A 22,808-nucleotide genomic window follows, 5' to 3' on the forward strand; every position below is an offset into this window, starting at 1 on the left:
ATTTTATACTCCTTATTTAAACAACATTCTTATCGTCTTTAGTTTCATTTTTGTCTAATTTAGCTATACCAAATCCTGTAATAGCAAATATAATTGCAAATACTATTCCTGAGTAGTTAAGTATTGCCCATGGTAAGTATTGTAGTGTATCTACTCCCAGGGTTGCAGTCATATATGCCCCTGCTGCTGACCATGGTATTAGCGGAACTAAAACTGTTCCTGAATCTTCTAGTGTTCTAGATAGGTTTTTAGGATGTAGATTTTTCTTAGGATAAACATCTTTAAATAACTCCCCTGGCACAAGTATTGATAAATATGAACTACCTGTTACAAAGGCAACTGTAAAACATGATACTATTGTAGATATTATTATTCCTGCTGTTGATTTTACTTTTGACATTAATAAATCTAAAACCACATCTAACATTCCAGAAACGCTCACTATTCCTGCAAATCCCATAGCACAGAATATAAGAACTGTAGTGCTTGTTACTGATGCAACTCCACCTCTGTTTATAAGTTTAATAACTTCTTCTGTAGCAGTACCTGTAAATCCAGTCATTGTTATATCAAATCCTGATATTAAAGATGTAAAACCATCTACTATATTAAATCCTTGCACTGCTGCTCCTAAAACTATTGTTAATAAACTTGTTCCTAACATTGTAGGTATTGTTGGCCATTTTTTTACTGAGCCTAAAATTACTAATACAAATGGTAAAAGTAATACTATGTTAAAGTTAAACATTGTGTCTAACTGATCCATCATTAATTGAACTGATTCAGGTCTTACTAAATCACCTGATGCGCTAAACCCAACAAATAAATATACAATCATTGCTAATAATGCAGCTGGAACAGTTGTGTAAAGCATGTGTTTTATATGTTCGTATAACTCACTTCCTGCAGCCATAGGCGCTAAGTTTGTTGTATCTGAAAGTGGTGATAATTTATCTCCAAAGAAGGCTCCTGAAACTACAGCTCCTGCTGTTGCTGATAAAGATATTCCCAGTCCTCCTGCAATTCCCATCATTGCCACTCCTATAGTACCAGCTGCACCCCAAGATGTACCTGTTACTATTGCAAGTATTGCTGATGATAAAAATGCTGTAACTAATATAAACTTAGGATTTATCATTTGAACTCCGTAATATATTATCATTGGAACTGCTCCAGAGAACATTAATGCTCCTATTAATAGACCCACACTCCATAAAATCAATGTGGCTGGAAGTGCACTTGCTATTTTTTCAACTATTGCCTTTTGCATATCGTCCCATTTGTATCCCAATTTAAGGGCTATTATTCCTGCAATAAATGCTGAACATATTATTATAGGTTCTGCCTTTATTTTAAAAACCCCATAACCTAATGCTAATGCCACCACCATAAAAATTATTGGTGTCAATGCTTGAGCCAAAGTTGGTTTTTTCTTTTGCATCTCTTTCATAATTAATTCACCTTCTCCATAAATATTTAAAATTTAATTAAATTCACTATTATATAAGGTTAGCAATTATCGTGCCAAGTTTTTCATTCCTAGAAAACCTTCTTTCTACTTTAAAACATAAGGTGTGTAGAATTTTCTGAATTTTTATTTAAGGTTATATTATGTTTATTACTTTAATATTAAATATGTCTTATTATAATATTAAAAAGAAAAAGGGATAGTTTTGAAAGCAACCATCCCTTTTTATCCCTTTTATTCTTTTTATTATCCCTTTTCTACAATTTCCAATCCCTTTTTTAATATTTTTGTACCTTTTAATCCTTTATTAATTTCTATATATTCTTGATTTTTTAGTTTAGTCATTATAGTTCTGATTTTTCCTTCACCTAAATAAATACCTTCTTCTTTCGACAATAAAGATAATGTTCTTCTACCAATTCCTTCATACTTATGGATTTTTTCCAATACCCACTTTTCTTTTTCATTTAATAATTCTTCTTCTTTTATTTCAGCAAGTAAATCACTAGAATCACAATTTTCAATAATATACTTAGGCAAATATGTGCTATCTATTTTTATTTTATTTTCCTTTATAGTGGATACATACTCTACCACATTAACAAGCTCTCTTATATTTCCAGGCCAATTATATTTAATTAATATTTCAATAGCTTCTTTTGTAAAAAATTCTTCTAAATTTTCCTCATTAGTAATTTTAAACAAATAATATTGTAGTAATAATTTTATATCTGTTCTTCTCTCTCTCAAAGGTATAGAATACATTGGCATAACATTTAATCTATAGTATAAGTCTTCTCTAAAATTTTTAAGTTTCACTTCGTGCAACAGCTCTTTATTTGTTGCTGCTATAACTCTAATGTCTATTGGAATAGTTTCCGTACTACCAACAGGAGTTATCTCCCTTTCTTGAAGTACTCTAAGCAACCTAGACTGTAAATATAAAGATGCGTCTCCTATTTCATCTAAAAATATGGTTCCTTTGTGTGCCTTTTTAAATAAACCTTCTTTTCCACCTTTTCTAGCTCCAGTAAAGGCTCCATCTTCATATCCAAAAAGTTCACTTTCTATTAGATTTTCTGGTATTGCAGCAAAATTTATGGCAATAAAAGGATAGTCACATCTTTCAGATTCATTGTGTATAGCTTGTGCTAGTACCTCTTTTCCTGTACCTGTTTCCCCTTGGATTAATACAGTTGAGTTTGTTTTTGCTACTTTTTTAGCCAGTTTAATATTTTTCACTATGGAGCTACAATTACCTACCATATCTTCAAAAGTATACTTTGCTTGATTTTCTCTTATTTTTTCTCTTCTTCTTACTTCCTCATCAATTTTATGAATATGTTTAACTTCATTAAGAATAATCATATTACCTGTGTATATGTTATTATCTTCTATTTTTTCTTTTGAAACTAAAATTTCCTTGTTGTTTATATTAATAATATCTTCTTTTAATGATGGAAAAGTTTCATAAATATCCTTAGATAACACGTGATTTTTCTTAACACCTAATAATCTTAAGGCTTCTTCATTTAAAACAACAACTTTGTTTTTTATATTAGTATAAATAATTCCGTTCTTTTGATTATCTAGTAAATTAGTTAATAAATCTTTTAACCTAGTTGATTCTTGAGATTTTTTTATATATTTTGTTGATACATTTATCATATCTCTATAAAAATAAGATGACACCATGCTTCCATATTTGTCCATGCAGTTTAATCTTATTAATATTTCAATTAATGTGGATACATCTAGATGTCTTGATTTTATATCTATGATATTAGAGACTTCGTCAGGTACTAAATGAGCTTCACCAGGTGTTATTGCAATTTCTAAATTTTTATAAGACTTAATTCCTGGGTAATATTGGTGATAATTTATATGATTAAGTCCCTGACTCTTTAACTGTCTAATAACTTCTTCACAAGAACTCTTTGCATCATTTACTAAAAGTACATCTGTCCCTCTAGGAATACTTAAAATTTCATCAATATAATCATGCTTTATTACTCTTTTTGAAACTATATAATTTATATTGTCATTAAGTATATGATCACAAATATCTTTTACTTCTTCACCAGAAAAAATCAATAAATCACAATCTAAGTATTTTTCTTTATAGTTATTTAAATTTAAACATTCTATATAAAATTCTTTTTCAAATATTATTTCTAACTGCTGCTTTATACTAAATCCAGTATACTCACTCATTGATATTATATAAATTTTTTTCATAATGTCCCCCAAATTTATATGGTAACTTCCTATTATATATGTTTAAGTATAACATTTTTAGATTTTATGACAAATATGAAATTCCTAGTAATAAAAAAGAGCTACCCAAATCATAAGGTAACTCTATTTACAATTTAGCACAAAACAATTACCAAATAGCCACATGACCATCACATCTTTTTTCTGTGGCGCAAACATAAGACCCAGCTTCAATATTTTTTAATATAATCTGTCCCTTACCCATATTTGTGAAGTCTTCCATAACTTTAATATGATGACCTTTTTCCATAAGTCCTTGTACAATTGCTTCATTCATATCACTTTCAACTTCAATGTCTTTGTTTTTAATCCATTGCCAACGAGGCGCATCTAATGCTTCTTGAGGATTCATATTAAAATCAATCAAATTAGTAAGAACTTGCAACTGTCCTTGAGGTTGCATAAATGCACCCATTACACCAAATGCCCCTACAGCTTCATTATCCTTGCATAAAAATCCTGGTATAATTGTGTGGTATGGCTTTTTAAATGGTTTTACCACATTAACATGATTTTTATCTAAACTAAAGTTGTTTCCCCTATTATGAAGGGCTATTCCTGTACTTGGAACTACTAATCCTGATCCAAATTCTGTGTAATTGCTTTGTATGTATGACACCATATTTCCATCTTTGTCACCGCTACACAAATATACTGTTCCTGGTGAATAAGGATCTCCACATATAGGTTCAATAGCCTTATCTCCTATTAAGCTTCTTCTTTTCTTTGCATAATCTTCATTTAGTAATTCTTCAACCTTTACTTCCATTTCTTTTATATCTGTTACATAAGTTTTGCTATCAGCAAAGGCAAGTTTTAAACTTTCTATAATTTTATGGTAATTATCTACATGTTCTTTATCACTATGCAAATTAAGCCCCTTTAATATATTTAAAGCCATAAGCACTGTTATTCCATGACCATTTGGTGGTATTTCAAAAACCTCATATCCTTTGTACTCTGTGCTAATTGGCTCCATCCACTGAGGATAAAATTTCTCCAGATCACTTTTTCTAATAAATCCATTGTACTTTCTAGAGAACTCATCTATTTCATCTGCCAAACTTCCTCTATAGAAACTTTCACCGTTGCTTCTTCCTATTTCCTCAAGAGTTTCTGCCATGTCTTCACACCTGAAAATTTCTCCAGCCTTAGGAGCTCTTCCTAATTTACCAAAAGTTTCAAACCAGTACTTATACTCTTCCCCCTGTAAGTTTTCTTCGTATTCATCATAAACTTTCTGCCATAAATTTGATACAGTTTGTCCCACAGCATAGCCATTTCTAGCATATTCTATGGCACTTTTCAAACATTCTAATAAACTTAACTTTCCGTATTTTTCATTAAGTTCTCCCCATGCAGCAGGTATTCCAGGAACTGTCACAGCACCAAATCCATACTTAGGCATAGATTCCATCCCCTCATATTCTTCCAACTTCATTTTCTCCGGTGCAAATCCGCTGGAATTTAATCCATAAAGCTTCTTTTCTTCTTCTATCCATACTAATGCATAAGCATCCCCACCAATTCCACATCCTGTAGGCTCAACAACAGTAAGACAAGCTGCCGTAGCTATGGCTGCATCTACTGCATTGCCACCCTTTTTCAAAATTTCCAAACCAGCCTGAGCTGCAATTGGCGTTGATGTTGCCACTGCTCCATTTTTTCCATAAACTATATTTCTTATGGAATTATATTTATTATTAATTGAAGTTAAATTCATATTTTTCCCCCCCAGTTATAATATTAATTTACTACATATATATATTGTATATTATATAACAATGAACTATATGGTTTTATCCTTAAATTGACTGTTGACAATCTTTTTAAATAAACTATAATGAAGTTAAAAGTAAATATTTGCTAGGGGTGCCTTTATTGGCTGAGAGGTTTTGCCGACCCTTGTACCTGATCTGGATAATACCAGCGTAGGAAAGCTATATACTTTATTTCTCATAAAGAGTATCAGGGATTAAATTTGATTATATATGCTATGCCTACGGGTATAGCATTTTTTTATGTATTTATATATGTAATTATAAAAAGGAGGAATAATAATGGTTATAGCAGACGTGGCAGTAATGCCTCTTAGACCTTATACAGGTGAGGAGGAAATGTACAAAGTAGTAGATGCTTGCATCGAAAAAGTAAAGGAAAGTGGTCTTAAGTATGAAATCGGTGCCATGAGTACAACATTTGAAGGGGAATTTGATGAAGTTTTTGATTTAATAAAAGTAATGCACAAAATACCCTTTCAACTAGGATGTGAAAGAGTCATCACAGTTGCTAGGGTTGACGAGAAAGCTGGAGGCCTAACAATTGAGAACAAACTTAGAAATCACAGATAAGATTAAAAATTATATTTATCCACTTATAACGTTTGTAAGTATTTTATTATTATGGCAGTTTATTGTGGTAAGTAATGATATACCTCAATATATTATGCCTGCACCAAGCAAAATAATAAAAGTTTTTAGCACAGATTTTGCAAACTTGCAAATGCATGCTTTAGTTACTTTAAATGAATCTGTTTTAGGATTTATTTATTCCATATTATTGGCATTAGCAATAGGTACAATTATGGACTTTGTTCCATTTATAAAGAAATGTTTCTATCCTATAATGCTAGTATCTCAAATGATACCAACAATAACCATAGCTCCACTACTTATAATATGGTTTGGATTTGATTCATTACCAAAAATAATCATGGTAATGACTACTTGTTTCTTCCCCATATTAATAAATTTTGTGGATGGTATGGAAAATATAGATAAAGACTATATAAATTTATTCAAAACTATGGATGCCAGCAAACTAAATACATTTATTCATTTAAAACTTCCCATGTCTTTGGAAAGCTTATTTACAGGCTTAAAAATTTCAGCTACTTATGCCTTTGTTGCTGCAACAGTTGCTGAGTGGCTTGGTGGAAGTGTAGGGCTTGGTGTTTATATGGTAAGAGCAAAAAGTGCATATGCTTTGGACAAAGTATTTGCATCTACAATTTTAGTAATAATCTTTAGTTTAATATTTGTAATGGGTATAAATATTTTGAAGAAAATAATATTAAAACACAAGTACAAAGGAGAATAAAATGAAGTTTAAAAAAAGCATATCATTAATGACAGCTGCACTACTTACTATAGGTTTAGTGACAGGTTGCTCAAAGAAAAGTACTGAAAAAAAAGAAGGAAACTCAGATTTACAAAAGGTTACTGTAGTTCTTGACTGGACTCCAAATACTAACCATACAGGATTATATGTTGCTTTAGATAAAGGATATTACAAAGAACAAGGTTTAGATGTGGAAATAATTCAACCATCTGATGGTACTGCTACTACTATAGTTGCCACAGGAAAAGCTGATTTTGGTGTAAGTTATCAAGAAGATGTTACTTATGCAAAAACTAGTGAAGACCCACTTCCAATAAAATCTATAGCTACAATTATTCAACACAATACTTCTGGGTTTGCATCTCCAGCAAACAAAAAAATTAAAACTGTAAAAGATTTTGAAAACAAAACTTACGGTGGATGGGGATCAGAATCAGAAAAAGCTACTTTAAATGCAATTATGACTAACAACGGTGCTGATTTTAGCAAAATCAAAATAGTAGATATAGGAAAAGATGATTTCTTCACAGCTACTAAAGGTGACATAGATATAGCTAATATTTTCGAAGGTTGGACAGGTGTAGAGGCAAAGCTTCGTGGGGAAGATATAAACTTTGTAGCTACTAAGGATTTAGACAAAAGATTAGACTACTATACTCCTCTTTTAATAACTAGTGAAAAAATAATAAATGAAAATCCAGACCTTGCTAAGAAGTTTTTAGCTGCAACAAGCAAAGGATACCAAGATTGTGTTAAAAATCCTGAAGAAAGTGCAAAAATATTATTAAAACATGCTCCTGAAATAAACGAAGACTTAGCTATTGAAAGTCAAAAGTATTTAGCTGATAAATATATAGATGACGCTTCTAAATGGGGCGAAATGAAAGATAGTGTTTGGAATAATTACACTGATTTCATGAAAGAATATAAATTAATAAACAAGGATATGAAAGCAAGTGATGCATATACAAATGAATTCTTACCAAACTAATAAAAAAATTATTATTAGTAATTTATCAAAAAAATACAAAGATAAGCTTATTTTAAAAGATATTGATTTACATGTTTATGATGAAGAGATTGTTTCCATTATAGGTCCTAGTGGTTGTGGTAAAAGTACTATTTTCAACATACTTTCCAACTTAACAACTAGTGATTCTGGTGAAGTAGATATTAATGGTCGTTTCAGCTATATGTACCAAAAAGATCTTCTACTCCCTTACAAAAACATAATGGATAATGTTTCTCTTCCCTTAATCTTAAAAGGTGAAAAAAAGAAAAAAAGTCAAGAAACAGTTAAACCTTACTTCTCCACTTTTGGTTTAGAAGGTTACGAAAATAAATATCCTCATGAACTTTCTGGTGGTATGAGGCAAAGGGTGAACTTTATGAGAACCTTTGTTAATTCCAGCGATATTATGCTTTTAGATGAACCTTTTGGAGCATTAGATTCCATTACAAGAGCTTCCATGCAAAATTGGCTACTGGACATAAAGAAGGAAATTAAGTCTACCATATTGCTTATTACTCACGATATTGACGAGGCAATAATTTTGTCAGACAGAATTTATATTTTATCAAATAAACCTGCTGTAGTTAATAAAGAAGTTTTTGTAGACAAACGTATCTACAGTAAAGATAATCTAGAAAACATAGCTAAACTTAAGAAAGAAATCTTAGGTTATTTATAAATGTATATAGATTTTCACAGTCATATAGATTTCTACAAAGACCATGAATTGCAAAAGGTTTATGATGATATAAATAAAAACAATATAAAAGTAATCTCCTGTGCTATGGATGAAAAAAGCTATAAGAAAAATCTTGGCTTTTCTAAAGTTTGTTCCAATATTATACCTACTTTTGGTATACATCCTTGGAAAGTTACTAATGTAGTCACCAACCTAGATATCTATGATAACTACATAAAAAGTAGCAAAATCATAGGTGAAGTCGGTCTGGATTTTCACTGGGTGGAGGATAAGTCAACTTATGAGCCTCAGGTTGAAGTTTTTAAACATTTTGTAAAAAAATCTAAAACTTATGATAAATTCTTAAACATCCATACTAAAGGTGCAGAAGAATTAATTTATAATATTTTACATGAAGAAAATATGTTGGAAAAATCCATAATTCACTGGTATAGCGGAGATTTATCTACCTTAAATAAATTTATAGATGCTAAATCTTATTTCACTTTAAGCGTAGATATAAATACTTCACAAAAAAGCCAAGAAATTGCCAGGCTAGTCCCTGTTGATCTTATTCTAGCAGAAACAGATGGTCCTACTGCTTTGGAATGGGTTACTGGAGTTTATGGTATGCCTAGTGAGATTATCAATGTATACGATGGCATATGTAATACAAAAGATATCTCTATGGATGAATTAAAACATCATATTGAACACAATTACAATATTATATTTAAGTAGATTAATGTTTATATAAAAATAAAGTATGTAAGTTGATTAAAACTATCAACTTGCATACTTTTTTAATATTTGTATTTGTTTATTGTCTTAGAATTATATATTTTAATATTCTTTAGACTTTATATTTCTTTTAAAAGTGTAATAAGTACCTGCAAAATAGCACACATATATGAATATCATTAAAATCATGGCTATTACAATGTTAATTACAAAGGCTTTATCACCTATATAAGAATTAATTATTTCCGAATTTAAAATATAATAATTAGATATAAATATTACAAAACCAATTAAAGCTATAAATATGGGAATTACAAAATATATGGATATTTGTTTTAAAATTATTTTATTAATATCATCCTCTTCCACTCCCAACTTTTTAAGTACATTGAACCTACTTCTATGTTCTATAGAGTCAGAAAGTTGCTGAAGAGCAAGGACTGTTAAACTAATCATAAGTAAAACTGTGCCTAAATATATTCCTAAAATCCTCATGGCTAAAGTTGAATTTAATATATTATTAGTTTCAAAAGCTCTCACTCTAGTTTCAATTAAATATTCACTTATATCTCCATTTTTATTATTATATTTTTTAGTTAAATTCTCATTATTACTTTTAAACCAATCGTATATATATTTACCTTTAAACTCTATGATTTTCTCAAAATCTACTTCCTTCTTTGTATTAACTAATAAATTAGTACTTGCAAGAGTTAGATTTTCACATAACTTGTCTGGCAATACTATAATGTGATCTGAGTAAATATTATAAATTCCCTCTCCAATAGATTCAGTATAATATCCAGTGTCACTGATATTTAAATTTTTTCCATCTATATTTATAATTGAATTTTCTTTTATGGATTTTTTTATATCATCTTCCTTTATGATTTTTTGCCACTGAGTAGTAAATTCATTATCTCTTAGCTTAATTTCCTTATAACCTAACATACTTCTTAGTTTATTAAAATCACTTAATTTCACTACAACTATAGGTATATTGTCTACATCTCTTATATAAAAATCTTCTTTATTCAAAAAGTATTTTTCCACCTGACAGTACTCTTCAACACCATAATCATTGTCGTTTAAATATTTTATAACTTCCTCATAATTTATTTTAGGTATGTCCTTAATATCCTCTAAACTTGTGTTTTCACCAAATCTATAGCTATACTCATTTCTCACATCTATATCAAAAGGTACTCTATAATCCAAATAACCTAAACTCCATTGACTCATTACAAGAGTTAACATAAAACTAATGGCTGCTCCTAGAAATGTTATACAAATGGTAGCCATTAATATTGGCGCTGTTTTTATTTTTGATACTATTGCTCCTATTAAAAAAAGATTTGTATTTTCGTATTTAAAATTAATACATCTCTCTTTTATAAAAATTATGATATATGCTATAGAGTAAAACAGTAAGTATGTAGCTACTATAAAACTTGCTAAGGATATCACTTGAAAAATAAATCCATTTCTATAATCCACAGCTGAGTAGCCATTATTGTTAATAAGTTTATAAGTACAGTATCCTCCCACACTATATAAAATTACTGACAATCCAAAAACTATTGCATAAAACTTACCACTTCTTTTAAATTGAAACTCTGTTTTCTTCTCCACATTCATCATATTAATCAGCTTTAATTTTTTTAAAACTCTAATATTATAAACTCCAATTATACAAAACATGGATATGAAAAATATAAAAGTTATAACAACAGTATCCATATACAGCCTAAAGTTAAATACTACTTCTTGTTTTGCTGTAGTTAAAACTATGGCAGTTACTACTTGTGAAAACAGAGTCCCTATACATATTCCACACATTATAGCCATTACACCAACTATTAATGTTTCAATAAAAAACATTAAAGCCACACTTTTTTGTTCACTGCCAAGTAATATATATGTAGCAAATTCTCTTTGTCTTCTTTTCATCATATATTTATTTACATAACCAACTAGAATTATTAATACTCCTGTTATTACATAAGTTGAATATTTTAATATTGCTTTTAAAACCTCAAATTTATAGGACTTCTCTGTTATAAGTTCATAGCTTGAACTTGATAAAGACATAAAAGCATAAAATAAACTTACACATATGGTTATAGTTATAAAATATATTAAGTAGTCTTTAATTGATTTCTTTGCATTTTCCAGTGCTAATTTAACGTACATCCCTAACGTCACCACCTAACAATGCAACCACATCTAATATTTGATTGAAAAATTGCTTACGAGTATTTTTACCTTTTATTAGCTCAGTAAAAATCTTTCCATCATTAATAAATAAAATCCTATCACAATAGCTTGCTGTAAATGAATCATGAGTTACCATTAATATTGTAGCTCCTAATTCTTTATTCATGTTCGAAATCATCTCTATAAGCATTTGTGCCGACCTGGAATCTAGTGCACCTGTTGGCTCATCAGCTAAAATAATCTTTGGATTTGTTATTAATGCTCTTGCACAAGCAGTTCTTTGTTTTTGCCCACCAGACACTTCATAAGGATATTTTGAAAGTAAATCTTCAATACCCAACTCTTTTGCCACATTTAGAACTTTTTCATCTATCTCTGTTTTTTTAGTCCTATTAATTGTAAGGGCCAGTGCAATATTCTCATGTATAGTTAAAGTATCTAATAAGTTAAAATCTTGAAAAATAAATCCTAAATTTTCTCTTCTAAACTTTGCTATATTCTTTGGAGTTATTTCTGTTAGATCTTGCTTATCTAAATAAATATGACCAGAGCTAACTTCATCTATAGTAGCAATGGTATTTAACAATGTTGTCTTTCCGGAACCAGATGGTCCCATAACCCCTATAAATTCTCCCCTTTCCACGTTAAAGCTTATATCATCTATTGCCTTAACTATATTTCCTTTATTACCATAATATTTTTCTATGTTTTCTATTTTTAGTATTTCACTCATCAATATCACCTCCCCTTTATCTTACCTTATTTTGTTATTAGTTGATTCGATGTAATGTTACTTTAACGTTACGATGTTGTCACCTAATGCTCTATGGCATAAAAAAAGGAACTTAAATAAGATCCTTTTTTTCAAATTTACAAAAGCTTCCCTTTGGAAAGGTAATAATAACTTTTGTATATTTATTTTCTTCAGAATTTATGCATATTAATAGTCCCAGCTTATCACATAGTTTCTTACATAAATATAATCCAATTCCTGTTGATTTACTATTTACTCGTCCTTTATTACCTGTAAATCCTTTTTCAAATACACGATTTATTTCATCATCTGGTATTCCTATACCATTATCTTCTATAATTAGTTGGGTTCCATTTTTAATATCCTCTGCGTATATTTTTATAATTGGCGATTCATTTTTTCTGTATTTTGCAGAGTTAACTAGGATTTGATTTATTATAAACTCTAACCATTTACTGTCACAATAAATATTCTTATTTATATCTTTAGTTTCAATATCTATACTATTTAATATCAATAGTTGCTTATTTTTTATAATAACCCTATTTACACATTCCTCTAAAGATATTTCTTTAATAAGGTAATCTTTTTCCACATCTTCACTTCTTGCATAAAACAAAGCTTGCTCAACATAAGCATCTATATTTTCTAACTGTTGTAGTACAGCCCTAGAGGTAGAGGTTTTGTTGTTTTCTTCTATTAATTTAATGGATGATATGGGCGTTTTAACTTCATGTATCCACTGCTCTATGTATTCTTTATAATCTTTACGTTGTTTTTGTATTTTATTAATTTCTTCCCTCATAGACTTGCTAGATTTTTTTAATAAATAATAATAGGGAACAGCATCCACATATGGAGGTATATCTATAATCTCACTAATTAAATATTTCTTATCTAGATTTTCTGTTGATTTTAGAACTTCATTAAAATAAACATTTCTCTCTTTATATTCAAAAGTAAAAAACAATATAAGTACTATAATCCATGAAATCACAATAACCTTTATACTTTCAAAAGTATTTCCAATACTAAATAAGAAAACTACAAGTGTTATTAATGAGATAAGATTTATGAATATTACACTAATTTTACTTTTTAAGTATTCTTTTAAACTCATATTATATATCCCTGGCCTCTTTTAGTTTTTATAAAATCACTTAGACCAATTTCTTCTATCTTATTTCTTATTCTTGTTATATTAACAGTCAAAGTATTATCATTTACAAATAAAGAACTATCCCATAAATATTCCATAATATCCACTCTAGATACTATCTTTCCTTTGTTATTAAGTAAATAGTGCAAAATCTTCAATTCATTTTTAGTAAGTTCAACAGTCTTTCCATCATGTTCTAAAGTACTTGATAATATGTTAAGTTTTAACCCCTTATATTCAATAATATCCATGGATTTATCATTAGGATAAGCTCTTTTTAATAATGAAGATATTCTAGCTAAAAGTATTTGAGTGTTATATGGCTTTATTATAAAGTCATCTCCACCTAGAGTAATTCCCATAAGTTCATCCACATTTGTATCTCTACTTGTAATAAATATGATTGGCACCTTTGAAAAGCTTCTTATTTCTGTACAAATTTTAAATCCATCTTCATTTGGCAAGTTTATATCTAATAATATTAAATCTGGATTATTATTTTCCACTTGGGAAGATATATTATTAAATTCTTTTATCTTTGTTACTAAATAACCATTATTAAATAACATGTTCCCCAGTTCATTTTGTAATTGTTCATTGTCGTCTATTATCATTATATTAAACATATTTAATATCCCCCCTTTAAATTTTTATACTAATATATTACTTCTTATTTTGTTAAAAATAAAGTACCCTATAATACTATTAATAACTGTATTTAATTTTCTCTTAATTTACATCTTAATTCTATCTCATCTTGTATAGAATATGAAAATATATTTTTTATTTCTGTCTTTTTATGTAACTTTTAGTAGCCTTAATTAATAATATAAATTAGTAGATTGATAAATCTATTAATTTATATTAAAAAGGGTGATCTTATGGCTATTTATAAAATGGCTGAAATATCTGTTACAGCTCCTGCAACAGGAAGTGCTGGTGTGATTATTGCATCCACTCCAACATTAGCTGATGAAACTTATTCTTTAGCTAGTGGTGCTGTTGTAGATGGTAGTGTTGCTATTGCAGGTGCAGCTGTGGTGCTAGTAGAAATAACTACTACTCCAGCTGCTTCTAAAAATGTTGCCATTGCTTATACTGATACAAACGGTAAATTTGGTATTCCTTATGCATTCAGCACAGCTTCTGGAACAACTTATAAACTAGATGTTTATACTCCAAACACATTGTCTTAATAACTTCTAGTTAAGATTAATAACATGGAGGTAGCTTAGGTCTATGGAAACAAAAATAATTGATGGAAAAGAATATACTAAAGTTGGTATAAAGGAATTAAGTATAAATGGTGAAAAAAGTAAAAATTCATTTTCTTTAAATAATATTGATAATAAAGGCGAGATTTCTTTTAATATTCAAATTGATTATGATACAGAAAATAATCCAACTTCACTTACCACAGACTCCTCAAATAATGAAATAGAATAATTAAAAATCATGGATTAGGCTTTTATAGCCTAACCCATGGCAATAGGAGTTGCTATGAGTTATAAAGTAATAACTTGCACAATAAAAAAAAATGAAATTAAAAATAACGTCTTAATAAGTAAAATGTTTGTTTTAGAAAAAGAGATAAATTCAGTAATAATTGGTACTGTTTCAAATAAGGAAGGTAAAGTTATTAAGGGATGTGCCGTTGTTTTGCAGGAGTATAGTAGCCAAGAAGATCAAATCATAGATAAAAGTATTGTCTATACAAATGAGGAAGGATATTTTGGATTTTCTCTAGTCTTAAAAAAGAATAAAAAATATAGAATAATTGTTTACGCCCCAAATAATCTGATTTAATGGAGAATTGTATATGGGAACTTTTAAAGATACTATGGATGTAAAAATTAATCAAGGCGAGTTAGTTAGCAAAGTGTCTGTGTTAAAAAGACAGATGGGATCCGTAGTTATAGGTACTGTTTTATTTAGTAATCATAGGCCTGTAGATGGTGCCACTGCTGTTTTATCCTACATTGATTCAAAAACTAATGAAACAATTCCACTATCTTTCACATTTACTGATAGAAATGGTCAATTTATATTTGCTTTGAAAAATACATGTTGGGACTATGTTATAAATATAGTCTACAATGAGGAAGCATGATTTTTATGAAATTCACGTAAAAAGAGTAAGGCTACATACCTTACTCTTTTTATCTATTTTAATATTTGTAATGTTATTGTTCTAACTCCCCAGTTTCTGCAAGCAGATTCTGTGTTCATATATATATCTACTTTATTTCCTTTTATTCCACCACCACAATCTTCAGCAGTGAAAACTTTATCTAATTCTTTTATGTAAACTTTAGTTCCATAAGGAATTACCTTTGGATCTACAGCTAATGTTCCATACTTTGCTTTTGTTCCTGTTGCTGTGTATCCTCCTCCTGTATATGCATAAGATTTAACAGTAAGTTTTCTTGCAACATTCATTGATGATCCTGACGAATTTGATGAACTCGTTTTATTTATATAGTCCTCGTGAGACCATCCAGTTTCATTTCCATCAAATTGTACTCTATGCCAATCACCTGAAGAAGATAATACTTTTACCTTTTCTCCCTTGCTAAGTTTATCTACAACTTTGTGCTTTTTTGACGCTCCACTTCTCACGTTTACAGTAGATTTTACTGTAGCATTTGTAGTTGTTAAGTATTTTTTGCTAGACCATCCAGTTTTGTTGCCAGATAATTGTACTTTGTACCATCCGCTTTTTGACGATAATACTTTTACTACTTTACCTTTTTTAAGTTTATCTATTGATTTATATTTAGTTGATGCTCCAGTTCTAACATTTACACTTCCTGTTGACATTACATAAGTAGTCGCTGCATCAACATTTATAGGCTTAGCCATACCTACCATTATCGCTAATGACGATAAAAGTGCTGTCGCTTTTAAAGTTTTCTTAAACATACATCTTCCCCCTATATTAATTTTCAGGACTCTATTTCACATTAAAAATTATTTTCGTCTCTGTTTTCTCTGTAACTTTATATATGTATTATATTACATTTCTGTAACTTTTTAAAGAGTTTTCCAGTAAAAAATTTACAAACAAGTAACATCATTGAATAAACGTCCTTATTTCCCACAGTTAAACACCAGTGTTTTCAAGGTATTCACTAGATAATGTTTTTTTACAAAAAAAAAATCATTTTTACCGTTTTGTAACCTTTTAATTAGTATATAATTTGCATTTTTTGTATCAAAATTATAAATAGCTAGACCGAAATATTTCATATTTCAATCTAGCTATTTTATCTATATATTTAATTATTTTTGTCTACAGTATTCATCAATAGAATCAGCAACTTTTTTACCATGAGCCACAGCTTCCACTACTGTTCTTGCTCCTGTAACCACATCTCCAGATGCAAAAACACCTTCTTTTGTTGTGTGTCCAATATCATCTATAACAAGTAAACCATGTCTATTTGTTTCTAGATTTTCTGTGTTTGAAACAATATTGTTTTTTGGACTTTGGCTAACAGCAATTATTACAGAATCAGCTTCCATTAGCTTTTCTGAATTTTCCACATTGACCATTTTAGTTTTTCCATCTTCCTCAACAAACTTTGTATCAACAAATACAACACCTTCGTCTACTATTTCCACAGGAGATTTGAATAATTCAAATTTAACTCCTTCTTCTTTTGCATCTTCTATTTCTGCATTTGTAGCTGTCATATGTTCAAAATCTTTTCTATAAACAACAGTGACCTCTTTTGCGCCATAGTACTTTGCAGTTCTTGCTGCATCCATTGCCACATTTCCAGCTCCTATAATTATAACTTTGTCACCTAATCTAAATGACTTTGGAGATTTTAGGTAGTTAATAGCATAGTGAACATCACCTAGGCTTTCACCTTTTATTCTAAGTGGTTTTGGATTCCATACTCCAGTACCTATAAATATTGCCTTATATCCATCTTCTAACAATTTGTCTATAGTTAAAACTGGACCAACTAAGGCATTGTATCTAATTTTCACATTTAAGTCTAAAAGTCTTTTTTCTATATTGTCTAATACTTCTCTTGATAATCTAAAATCAGGTATTCCATATCTAAGTACTCCACCTATGGCTTCATTTTTCTCAAATATAGTAATTTTGTATCCTCTTTTAGCTAAGTTAAATGCTAAAGTAATTCCTGCAGGTCCTGAACCTACTATTGCTATTCTATCTTCTAGTTTTTTGTGTTGTGTAAATTTTGCATTTTTTAAATATTCACTAGATATATGAGTTTCTAGCTCATGAAACTTCACTGGCTTATCCTTTATTCCTTTAATACAATTTCCTAAACATTGATCTTCATGAGGGCATATAACTCCACACACTGCTGATAAAGGATTATTCTCAAATAATATTCGTCCAGCTTCTTCCATTTTTCCAGTTTTATAAAGCTCTATTATTTCTGGAATTGGCGTTTCTACAGGACAATTTGCCTTACATCTTGGCTTTTTGCAATGTAAACATCTGCTTACTTCCTCTTGCAGTTCATTTATGTCTATTTTTCTCATAACCATCCTCCTGATGAATTTTGTGTATGTAAAACTTCTACCTATTTATTTTACTTGTATTATTCCTATTTTGCAAAAAATAAAAATAATAAATACCCTCTTTTTCACATATATATTAAAATACCCATATTATTTTAACTAAAACGCTTATGTACAATAGTAAAAGCTACCCAAAATTACCTCTGGGTAGCTTTCTTCTTTTAAATATTAGTCAAAATCCAATAAACTTATAACAGTTGATCTAGACCTTGTTTTAAATCATCTATAATGTCTTTTACATCTTCCAAACCAACAGAAATCCTAACTAAACCATCACTTATTCCTGCTGCTTCTCTTTCTTCCTTAGAATATGGCGAATGTGTCATAGATGCTGCATGTTCCACTAGAGTCTCTGCATCTCCCAAACTTACTGCCAATATACAAAGATGAAGACTGTTCATTAATTTCTTACCAGCTTCTACTCCACCTTTTACTTCAAATGCCATTATTCCTCCGAACTGACTCATTTGCTTTTTAGCTAATTCATGACCTTCAAAACTTTCAAGTCCTGGATAGTAAACTTTTTCTACTGCAGGGTGTGATTCTAAGAATTTTGCAACTTCCATAGCATTGGAACAATGTCTATCCATTCTTATTTGAAGTGTTTTCATTCCTCTTATCATTAAAAAAGCATCGTTGGGACTTAACACACTTCCTGTCATATCTTTTATACCAAACATTTTAACTTGAGTTATATAGTCTTCTCTACCAACAACTATACCTGCTATAACATCACCATGTCCATTTATATATTTTGTTGCAGAGTGAACCACTATGTCCGCTCCAAGTTCAAGTGGTCTTTGTAAATAAGGTGAACAGAAAGTGTTGTCTACCATAACCTGGCATCCCTCTACTTCATGAGCAATCTTACTTACTGCCTCTACATCTGTAATTAGCATAGTTGGATTTGCTGGAGTTTCTAGATAAACTACCTTTGTGTTTTTCTTCATTGCTTTTCTAACATTTTCCGGATCTGTAACATCAACAAAATCAACTTCTACACCATATCTTGTTAATCCATGATTAAGTAGTGCAAAAGTGCATCCGTATAAAGTGTTTGATGCTACCACATGATCTCCTGCTTTCAAAAGAGTCCATAAAGCTGAAGATATGGCTCCCATTCCTGAAGACATGGCAGCTGCTGCCTGACCACCTTCTAGCATTGCTATCTTATCTTCTAATACTTTTGTTGTTGGATTTCCTAGTCTAGAATAGATATATCCGCCTTCTTCTCCTGCAAATCTCTTACCACCCTGCTCGGCAGAGTCAAAATAAAATGTTGATGTTTGATAGATTGGAGTTGCCAATGTTCCTGGTGTGTTTTCTGTAGTTCCTGCGTGAATTGCCTTAGTTGCAAAGCCCATTTTTTTTAATGAATCATTGTTCATAAGAAGTACCCCCTAATTTAATCACTAAAATTTTATTATGATAAGATTAATTATTATGTACTTATCTTAATTATATTTCTTTATACATTTTCGTACAACTGAATCTTAATAATTATGCTATTTTATTCACAAAAAATTAGCGCTAGCTTATATAAATATAAGCTAACGCTAATCCTTGCTTATTTATCTCTTAAGTTTAATTGTGAATTGGATTAAATTAGCATTCATCGCCTAGTAAGCCGCCACAGCTAACTGTTATTAATAATAATATTAAGAATGGTATCCAAGCACAGATATCTATGTCTACCCAGCTTTCACCAAATGCTAAGAATAAGAAGAATAGTACTATTATCCACCATCCTCCAAACATTCCTTCGCCGCATCCACAGCCACCAAATAGTCTATCTAACATTATTTTGTCCCCCTACTTATTATGATTTATTAGTGATTAGTCTAGAAGCAGTCCCCACAGCTGCAAAGTATTAATAGTATGATTAAGAATGGTATCCAAGCCATTATATCTATGTCTACCCAGCTTTCACCAAATGCTAAGAATAAGAAGAATAATACTATTATCCACCAAGCTCCTGCTCCAAAGAATCCTTCATCTCCAAATAATCTGTCTAACATTGTTGTATACCTCCTGTTGATATATATATTTTTATTATATTTCTCGAGCTCTCGCTCTTAACATATAATATGCAAATTTAATTATTTGTGATAATATTTTTTATCTTTGACTTAATAAAAATTTTTATCTTTTTATTAACACTTTTAATTTATGATGGACTACTGCAAAAGATCCTTATTATATCTATGCAGCAGCCACCTTAAACTAGGTATTACTTTTACTCTTTAATTAGCAATTGCAATTATAGTCCAAATTATTTTCCATACAGCCACAACCACAATCATTATCACCAATACCACAAGAGCAAACAATTAGTAGCAAAATTAAGAATGGGATCCAGTCTGTTATACAGATCTCAGCCCAGCATTCTTGAAAAGCTAAAAATAAAAAGAATAGGACTATTATCCACCAGCCTGTTCCTCCCAAACTCTCAAACATTCTAGTCAAACTACTATTCATTGTAATTACCTCCCTTTACCATAAAAGAGATTACCTAGCTTATGTAAGTACTTCAGTTGATAATTGGCAAAACTCTTCTATTATATAATATGATTTAAAAATAAAAGTGTTCCCTATAATCTTAAAAAGTTAAAATTCTCTTTAAATTTGCATATGAAACAAATCATATATGTGATAAAATACTTAAAACAAACTTTAGCTTGGAGGGATTAAGATACTAACATTAGATAAATTTATGAGAATATTTTTTAAAAAATATCTAATTAAATACAAAGATATTACTGATGAAATTACAATAGATGTAAGGACTGAAGATCAATATAATTCTGATAAAAAATTACAATACAACGTGCCCATTATTAATAGAATCCAATATGATTTTATTCACAAATATTTAATTATTGCGGAAATAGTAATAATCTATGGTTTGTTAAAAAATATAAAAAAAATAAAATTAGATTTATTAAATATATCTAATAACAGAAAATCAAAAATTGTTATTGCCTGTTCAAAAGGAAGGCTTAGAAGCCCTACTCTATGGGCATACGCAAAGTATCTTGGTATAGATGCAAAAGTTCTAGATGGTGGAGTAGCTTCCATTAAATCAAATGAGTGTTTTATCTAAAAATTAAAGCTATGAATTGGAAATATAAATTTCCTCTTCATAGCTTTTTGCTTAATTAGCAACAGCAGTCATCTTCTTGTAGGAAGAATAGTAACATTACTATTAATATAATCCATATTATTGCTGAGTCTTCACAGAATATGAACTCTAGTAAATCGTCTCCCACCATAAATATTAAAAATATAACTATTATTGGTAGTAACCATCCTCCAAAACATCCACAATCAAAACCACCAAAGAATCTAGAAAGATTTGTATTTTCTGACATAATATCTTCTCCTTTTTTGATATTTAATAAGCTTCTTGCTTATTTACTTTAAAATATGATTTTATTGGCTATTTTGTTACAGTTTTTCGCCAAAATATTAATTTTGCAAAATTAATGTATTTTAGTTTTTAATAATATATAAACAAAAAAAGGCTACTTCTTTAAGAAGTAGTCTTTTTATTTTATTTACATCCTAAAAGCTTATATACGAAGCCATTTTTCTCTATTTCTTCTTTATTTAAATAATTTCTAGTATCAAGTATTATATTTCCTCTCATTTCTTTTTTTATTGTATTCAAAGGAAGATCTTTGAAATAATCATGATTTACACCCAGAATTAATAAATCGCTATTGTGACAAGCTGAAACAATATCATTATTATTTAAATAAAACTCTTTAACAAAAGGATCAAATACTTTAACTGTATAATTATTTTGAATCAATAAATCTATTAATTTTAATATAGGACTTTCTCTAATATCATCAATATTAGCCTTATATGTTATTCCTAGAATAGTCACAATTTTGTCTTTATTTTCCTTTAAAATATTTTCAACTGACTCATACACATAAGTTGGCATGAAATCATTTAATTGTCTTGAAGATTTTATTATTTTAGAAACATTTGGCTCCTTCTCAACAATAAACCATGGGTCTACAGCTAAACAATGTCCTCCCACTCCAGGACCTGGCATGTGTAAATTTACCCTAGGATGTTTATTGCTATATTCTATTACTTTCCATACATTTATACCTAAATTATCACAAATTAATAATAATTCATTTGATAGGGCTATATTTACGTCTCTATAGGTATTCTCCATTAACTTACAAATTTCTGCAGTTTTACAATCAGTTAAATATATATTTCCATCCACAATAGTTTTATATATTTTTTCAATTTCTTTTGCAGACTCTTCATTTATTCCACCTATGATCCTATCGTTTTTTTCCAATTCATAAATTATTTTTCCTGGTATTACTCTCTCTGGCGAGTATCCAAGTAATATATCACTACCTACTTGAAGCCCACTTTCTTCTATTATAGGTTTCACAACTTCTTCTGTAGTACCCACGGGAGATGTTGATTCTAAAACTACTATATTACCTTTTCTTAAATATTTTACAATAGATTTAACTGCAGAAATAACATACCTCATATCCGCACTTTTATCTTCTTTTATTGGTGTTGGCACTGCTATTATAAACACATCTGCCTCTCTTGGAGTAATACTTCCCACCAATTTGCCTTGATCGACTACATAGTTTACCAGACTCTCCAGGTTAGGCTCTTTAATAATTATCTTACCATCATTTAGCCTATCCACTACCTCTTGGTTTATATCCACTCCTACCACATTATGACCATATAAAGAAAACATTGTTGCTGTTGGAAGTCCTATATATCCAAGTCCTATAATGCATATATCTCTAGTCATATATA

The 22,808-nt window shown here is 29.6% G+C and carries 25 protein-coding genes and 1 riboswitch; of the genes, 10 read left to right on the plus strand and 15 right to left on the minus strand.

Features of this window, described 5'->3' with window-relative positions:
* Positions 1–16: 16 nt before the first annotated feature.
* From nhaC to ggt, 3 genes are all read right to left on the minus strand, one after another.
* Positions 17–1,450 carry a Na+/H+ antiporter NhaC gene (gene nhaC / locus TEGL_RS16895; RefSeq protein ID WP_018591650.1) on the minus strand — a complete coding sequence of 478 codons (1,434 nt, stop codon included), beginning with the start codon at positions 1,448–1,450 and terminating at the stop codon, positions 17–19.
* 264 nt (positions 1,451–1,714) lie between these two features.
* The gene (locus tag TEGL_RS16900; protein WP_018591651.1) at positions 1,715–3,706 is read right to left on the minus strand and encodes a sigma-54 interaction domain-containing protein; all 1,992 of its coding nucleotides are present in this window, start codon (positions 3,704–3,706) and stop codon (positions 1,715–1,717) included.
* Between the two features lie 148 nt (positions 3,707–3,854).
* On the minus strand, positions 3,855–5,468 hold the full coding sequence (gene ggt, locus TEGL_RS16905; RefSeq protein WP_018591652.1) for a gamma-glutamyltransferase: 1,614 nt from the start codon (positions 5,466–5,468) through the stop codon (positions 3,855–3,857).
* A 135-nt stretch (positions 5,469–5,603) separates the two neighbouring features.
* Positions 5,604–5,700, plus strand: a riboswitch (TPP riboswitch).
* Positions 5,701–5,805: 105 nt separating this feature from the next.
* Between ggt and TEGL_RS16910 the strand changes: the two genes are divergently transcribed.
* Genes TEGL_RS16910 through TEGL_RS16930 form a run of 5 tightly spaced genes read left to right on the plus strand, consistent with a single transcriptional unit; the run spans position 5,806 to position 9,297 of the window.
* Positions 5,806–6,096 (plus strand): MTH1187 family thiamine-binding protein, encoded by a 291-nt coding sequence (locus TEGL_RS16910; protein ID WP_018591653.1) that lies wholly within the window; start codon positions 5,806–5,808, stop codon positions 6,094–6,096.
* Positions 6,068–6,844: an ABC transporter permease gene (locus TEGL_RS16915; RefSeq protein WP_018591654.1), complete on the plus strand. Its 777-nt coding sequence runs from the start codon at positions 6,068–6,070 to the stop codon at positions 6,842–6,844. Before TEGL_RS16910 ends, TEGL_RS16915 begins: the two co-directional genes overlap by 29 nt.
* 1 nt (position 6,845) lies before the next feature.
* Complete coding sequence (locus TEGL_RS16920; RefSeq protein ID WP_018591655.1) at positions 6,846–7,856, plus strand: ABC transporter substrate-binding protein; 1,011 nt, start codon at positions 6,846–6,848, stop codon at positions 7,854–7,856.
* Positions 7,837–8,556 (plus strand): ABC transporter ATP-binding protein, encoded by a 720-nt coding sequence (locus TEGL_RS16925; protein WP_033316548.1) that lies wholly within the window; start codon positions 7,837–7,839, stop codon positions 8,554–8,556. The genes TEGL_RS16920 and TEGL_RS16925 overlap by 20 nt, the downstream gene beginning before the upstream one ends.
* Positions 8,557–9,297: a TatD family hydrolase gene (locus TEGL_RS16930; protein ID WP_018591657.1), complete on the plus strand. Its 741-nt coding sequence runs from the start codon at positions 8,557–8,559 to the stop codon at positions 9,295–9,297.
* A gap of 102 nt (positions 9,298–9,399) precedes the next feature.
* On the opposite strand, the gene TEGL_RS16935 is transcribed toward TEGL_RS16930, so the two are convergent.
* The 4 genes from TEGL_RS16935 to TEGL_RS16950 form a co-directional block, all read right to left on the minus strand.
* Complete coding sequence (locus TEGL_RS16935) at positions 9,400–11,490, minus strand: FtsX-like permease family protein (protein WP_018591658.1); 2,091 nt, start codon at positions 11,488–11,490, stop codon at positions 9,400–9,402.
* Positions 11,480–12,247 carry an ABC transporter ATP-binding protein gene (locus tag TEGL_RS16940; RefSeq protein ID WP_018591659.1) on the minus strand — a complete coding sequence of 256 codons (768 nt, stop codon included), beginning with the start codon at positions 12,245–12,247 and terminating at the stop codon, positions 11,480–11,482. The genes TEGL_RS16935 and TEGL_RS16940 overlap by 11 nt, the downstream gene beginning before the upstream one ends.
* A 112-nt stretch (positions 12,248–12,359) precedes the next feature.
* Positions 12,360–13,388, minus strand: coding sequence for a sensor histidine kinase (locus tag TEGL_RS16945; RefSeq protein ID WP_018591660.1), 1,029 nt, complete (start codon positions 13,386–13,388; stop codon positions 12,360–12,362).
* Positions 13,385–14,053, minus strand: coding sequence for a response regulator transcription factor (locus TEGL_RS16950; protein WP_018591661.1), 669 nt, complete (start codon positions 14,051–14,053; stop codon positions 13,385–13,387). The genes TEGL_RS16945 and TEGL_RS16950 overlap by 4 nt, the downstream gene beginning before the upstream one ends.
* 255 nt (positions 14,054–14,308) lie before the next feature.
* Between TEGL_RS16950 and TEGL_RS16955 the strand changes: the two genes are divergently transcribed.
* From TEGL_RS16955 to TEGL_RS16970, 4 genes are read left to right on the plus strand one after another with little or no spacing between them, the layout of a single operon-like run.
* Positions 14,309–14,623, plus strand: coding sequence for a hypothetical protein (locus TEGL_RS16955; RefSeq protein ID WP_018591662.1), 315 nt, complete (start codon positions 14,309–14,311; stop codon positions 14,621–14,623).
* 43 nt (positions 14,624–14,666) lie between these two features.
* Positions 14,667–14,873, plus strand: a complete 207-nt coding sequence (locus TEGL_RS16960) for a hypothetical protein (protein WP_018591663.1) — start codon at positions 14,667–14,669, stop codon at positions 14,871–14,873.
* 54 nt (positions 14,874–14,927) lie between these two features.
* Positions 14,928–15,233, plus strand: a complete 306-nt coding sequence (locus tag TEGL_RS16965; protein ID WP_018591664.1) for a hypothetical protein — start codon at positions 14,928–14,930, stop codon at positions 15,231–15,233.
* A 13-nt stretch (positions 15,234–15,246) separates the two neighbouring features.
* A complete protein-coding gene (locus TEGL_RS16970; protein ID WP_018591665.1) occupies positions 15,247–15,537 on the plus strand; it encodes a hypothetical protein in 291 nt (96 codons plus the stop codon).
* A gap of 53 nt (positions 15,538–15,590) precedes the next feature.
* On the opposite strand, the gene TEGL_RS16975 is transcribed toward TEGL_RS16970, so the two are convergent.
* The 6 genes from TEGL_RS16975 to TEGL_RS17000 all read right to left on the minus strand — a co-directional run bounded on the left by TEGL_RS16975 (position 15,591) and on the right by TEGL_RS17000 (position 20,471).
* On the minus strand, positions 15,591–16,349 hold the full coding sequence (locus TEGL_RS16975; RefSeq protein WP_018591666.1) for an SH3 domain-containing protein: 759 nt from the start codon (positions 16,347–16,349) through the stop codon (positions 15,591–15,593).
* 360 nt (positions 16,350–16,709) lie between these two features.
* On the minus strand, positions 16,710–17,954 hold the full coding sequence (locus tag TEGL_RS16980; protein WP_018591667.1) for an NAD(P)-dependent oxidoreductase: 1,245 nt from the start codon (positions 17,952–17,954) through the stop codon (positions 16,710–16,712).
* Between the two features lie 227 nt (positions 17,955–18,181).
* Entirely contained in the window at positions 18,182–19,381 is a 1,200-nt protein-coding gene (gene megL / locus TEGL_RS16985; protein ID WP_018591668.1) for a methionine gamma-lyase, read from the minus strand.
* A 217-nt stretch (positions 19,382–19,598) separates the two neighbouring features.
* On the minus strand, positions 19,599–19,793 hold the full coding sequence (locus TEGL_RS16990; RefSeq protein WP_018591669.1) for a hypothetical protein: 195 nt from the start codon (positions 19,791–19,793) through the stop codon (positions 19,599–19,601).
* A 41-nt stretch (positions 19,794–19,834) separates the two neighbouring features.
* Positions 19,835–20,011, minus strand: coding sequence for a hypothetical protein (locus tag TEGL_RS16995; protein WP_018591670.1), 177 nt, complete (start codon positions 20,009–20,011; stop codon positions 19,835–19,837).
* A 229-nt stretch (positions 20,012–20,240) separates the two neighbouring features.
* A complete protein-coding gene (locus TEGL_RS17000) occupies positions 20,241–20,471 on the minus strand; it encodes a hypothetical protein (protein ID WP_018591671.1) in 231 nt (76 codons plus the stop codon).
* Positions 20,472–20,706: 235 nt separating this feature from the next.
* Between TEGL_RS17000 and TEGL_RS17005 the strand changes: the two genes are divergently transcribed.
* On the plus strand, positions 20,707–21,096 hold the full coding sequence (locus TEGL_RS17005; protein WP_018591672.1) for a rhodanese-like domain-containing protein: 390 nt from the start codon (positions 20,707–20,709) through the stop codon (positions 21,094–21,096).
* 55 nt (positions 21,097–21,151) lie between these two features.
* Here TEGL_RS17005 and TEGL_RS17010 read toward each other — a convergent pair whose 3' ends face one another.
* Positions 21,152–21,364, minus strand: coding sequence for a hypothetical protein (locus tag TEGL_RS17010; protein WP_018591673.1), 213 nt, complete (start codon positions 21,362–21,364; stop codon positions 21,152–21,154).
* A 182-nt stretch (positions 21,365–21,546) separates the two neighbouring features.
* The gene (locus tag TEGL_RS17015; RefSeq protein WP_018591674.1) at positions 21,547–22,803 is read right to left on the minus strand and encodes a nucleotide sugar dehydrogenase; all 1,257 of its coding nucleotides are present in this window, start codon (positions 22,801–22,803) and stop codon (positions 21,547–21,549) included.
* Between the last annotated feature and the right edge of the window lie 5 nt (positions 22,804–22,808).

Origin of the sequence: Terrisporobacter glycolicus ATCC 14880 = DSM 1288 (assembly GCF_036812735.1) — a bacterium.
GTDB classification, from domain to species: domain Bacteria; phylum Bacillota; class Clostridia; order Peptostreptococcales; family Peptostreptococcaceae; genus Terrisporobacter; species Terrisporobacter glycolicus.

What these genes read in the sequence shown, in the direction of transcription:
- TEGL_RS16945 (WP_018591660.1), bottom strand. Translation starts at nt 13,388, where the DNA reads ATGAGTTTAAAAGAATACTTAAAAAGTAAAATTAGTGTAATATTCATA.
- TEGL_RS17005 (WP_018591672.1), top strand. Translation starts at nt 20,707, where the DNA reads ATGAGAATATTTTTTAAAAAATATCTAATTAAATACAAAGATATTACT.
- megL (WP_018591668.1), bottom strand. Translation starts at nt 19,381, where the DNA reads ATGAACAATGATTCATTAAAAAAAATGGGCTTTGCAACTAAGGCAATT.
- ggt (WP_018591652.1), bottom strand. Translation starts at nt 5,468, where the DNA reads ATGAATTTAACTTCAATTAATAATAAATATAATTCCATAAGAAATATA.
- TEGL_RS16975 (WP_018591666.1), bottom strand. Translation starts at nt 16,349, where the DNA reads ATGTTTAAGAAAACTTTAAAAGCGACAGCACTTTTATCGTCATTAGCG.
- TEGL_RS17010 (WP_018591673.1), bottom strand. Translation starts at nt 21,364, where the DNA reads ATGTCAGAAAATACAAATCTTTCTAGATTCTTTGGTGGTTTTGATTGT.
- TEGL_RS17015 (WP_018591674.1), bottom strand. Translation starts at nt 22,803, where the DNA reads ATGACTAGAGATATATGCATTATAGGACTTGGATATATAGGACTTCCA.
- TEGL_RS16955 (WP_018591662.1), top strand. Translation starts at nt 14,309, where the DNA reads ATGGCTATTTATAAAATGGCTGAAATATCTGTTACAGCTCCTGCAACA.
- TEGL_RS16960 (WP_018591663.1), top strand. Translation starts at nt 14,667, where the DNA reads ATGGAAACAAAAATAATTGATGGAAAAGAATATACTAAAGTTGGTATA.
- TEGL_RS16925 (WP_033316548.1), top strand. Translation starts at nt 7,837, where the DNA reads ATGAATTCTTACCAAACTAATAAAAAAATTATTATTAGTAATTTATCA.
- TEGL_RS17000 (WP_018591671.1), bottom strand. Translation starts at nt 20,471, where the DNA reads ATGAATAGTAGTTTGACTAGAATGTTTGAGAGTTTGGGAGGAACAGGC.
- TEGL_RS16930 (WP_018591657.1), top strand. Translation starts at nt 8,557, where the DNA reads ATGTATATAGATTTTCACAGTCATATAGATTTCTACAAAGACCATGAA.
- TEGL_RS16910 (WP_018591653.1), top strand. Translation starts at nt 5,806, where the DNA reads ATGGTTATAGCAGACGTGGCAGTAATGCCTCTTAGACCTTATACAGGT.
- nhaC (WP_018591650.1), bottom strand. Translation starts at nt 1,450, where the DNA reads ATGAAAGAGATGCAAAAGAAAAAACCAACTTTGGCTCAAGCATTGACA.
- TEGL_RS16920 (WP_018591655.1), top strand. Translation starts at nt 6,846, where the DNA reads ATGAAGTTTAAAAAAAGCATATCATTAATGACAGCTGCACTACTTACT.
- TEGL_RS16940 (WP_018591659.1), bottom strand. Translation starts at nt 12,247, where the DNA reads ATGAGTGAAATACTAAAAATAGAAAACATAGAAAAATATTATGGTAAT.
- TEGL_RS16980 (WP_018591667.1), bottom strand. Translation starts at nt 17,954, where the DNA reads ATGAGAAAAATAGACATAAATGAACTGCAAGAGGAAGTAAGCAGATGT.
- TEGL_RS16935 (WP_018591658.1), bottom strand. Translation starts at nt 11,490, where the DNA reads ATGTACGTTAAATTAGCACTGGAAAATGCAAAGAAATCAATTAAAGAC.
- TEGL_RS16995 (WP_018591670.1), bottom strand. Translation starts at nt 20,011, where the DNA reads ATGTTAGACAGATTATTTGGAGATGAAGGATTCTTTGGAGCAGGAGCT.
- TEGL_RS16990 (WP_018591669.1), bottom strand. Translation starts at nt 19,793, where the DNA reads ATGTTAGATAGACTATTTGGTGGCTGTGGATGCGGCGAAGGAATGTTT.
- TEGL_RS16900 (WP_018591651.1), bottom strand. Translation starts at nt 3,706, where the DNA reads ATGAAAAAAATTTATATAATATCAATGAGTGAGTATACTGGATTTAGT.
- TEGL_RS16950 (WP_018591661.1), bottom strand. Translation starts at nt 14,053, where the DNA reads ATGTTTAATATAATGATAATAGACGACAATGAACAATTACAAAATGAA.
- TEGL_RS16965 (WP_018591664.1), top strand. Translation starts at nt 14,928, where the DNA reads ATGAGTTATAAAGTAATAACTTGCACAATAAAAAAAAATGAAATTAAA.
- TEGL_RS16970 (WP_018591665.1), top strand. Translation starts at nt 15,247, where the DNA reads ATGGGAACTTTTAAAGATACTATGGATGTAAAAATTAATCAAGGCGAG.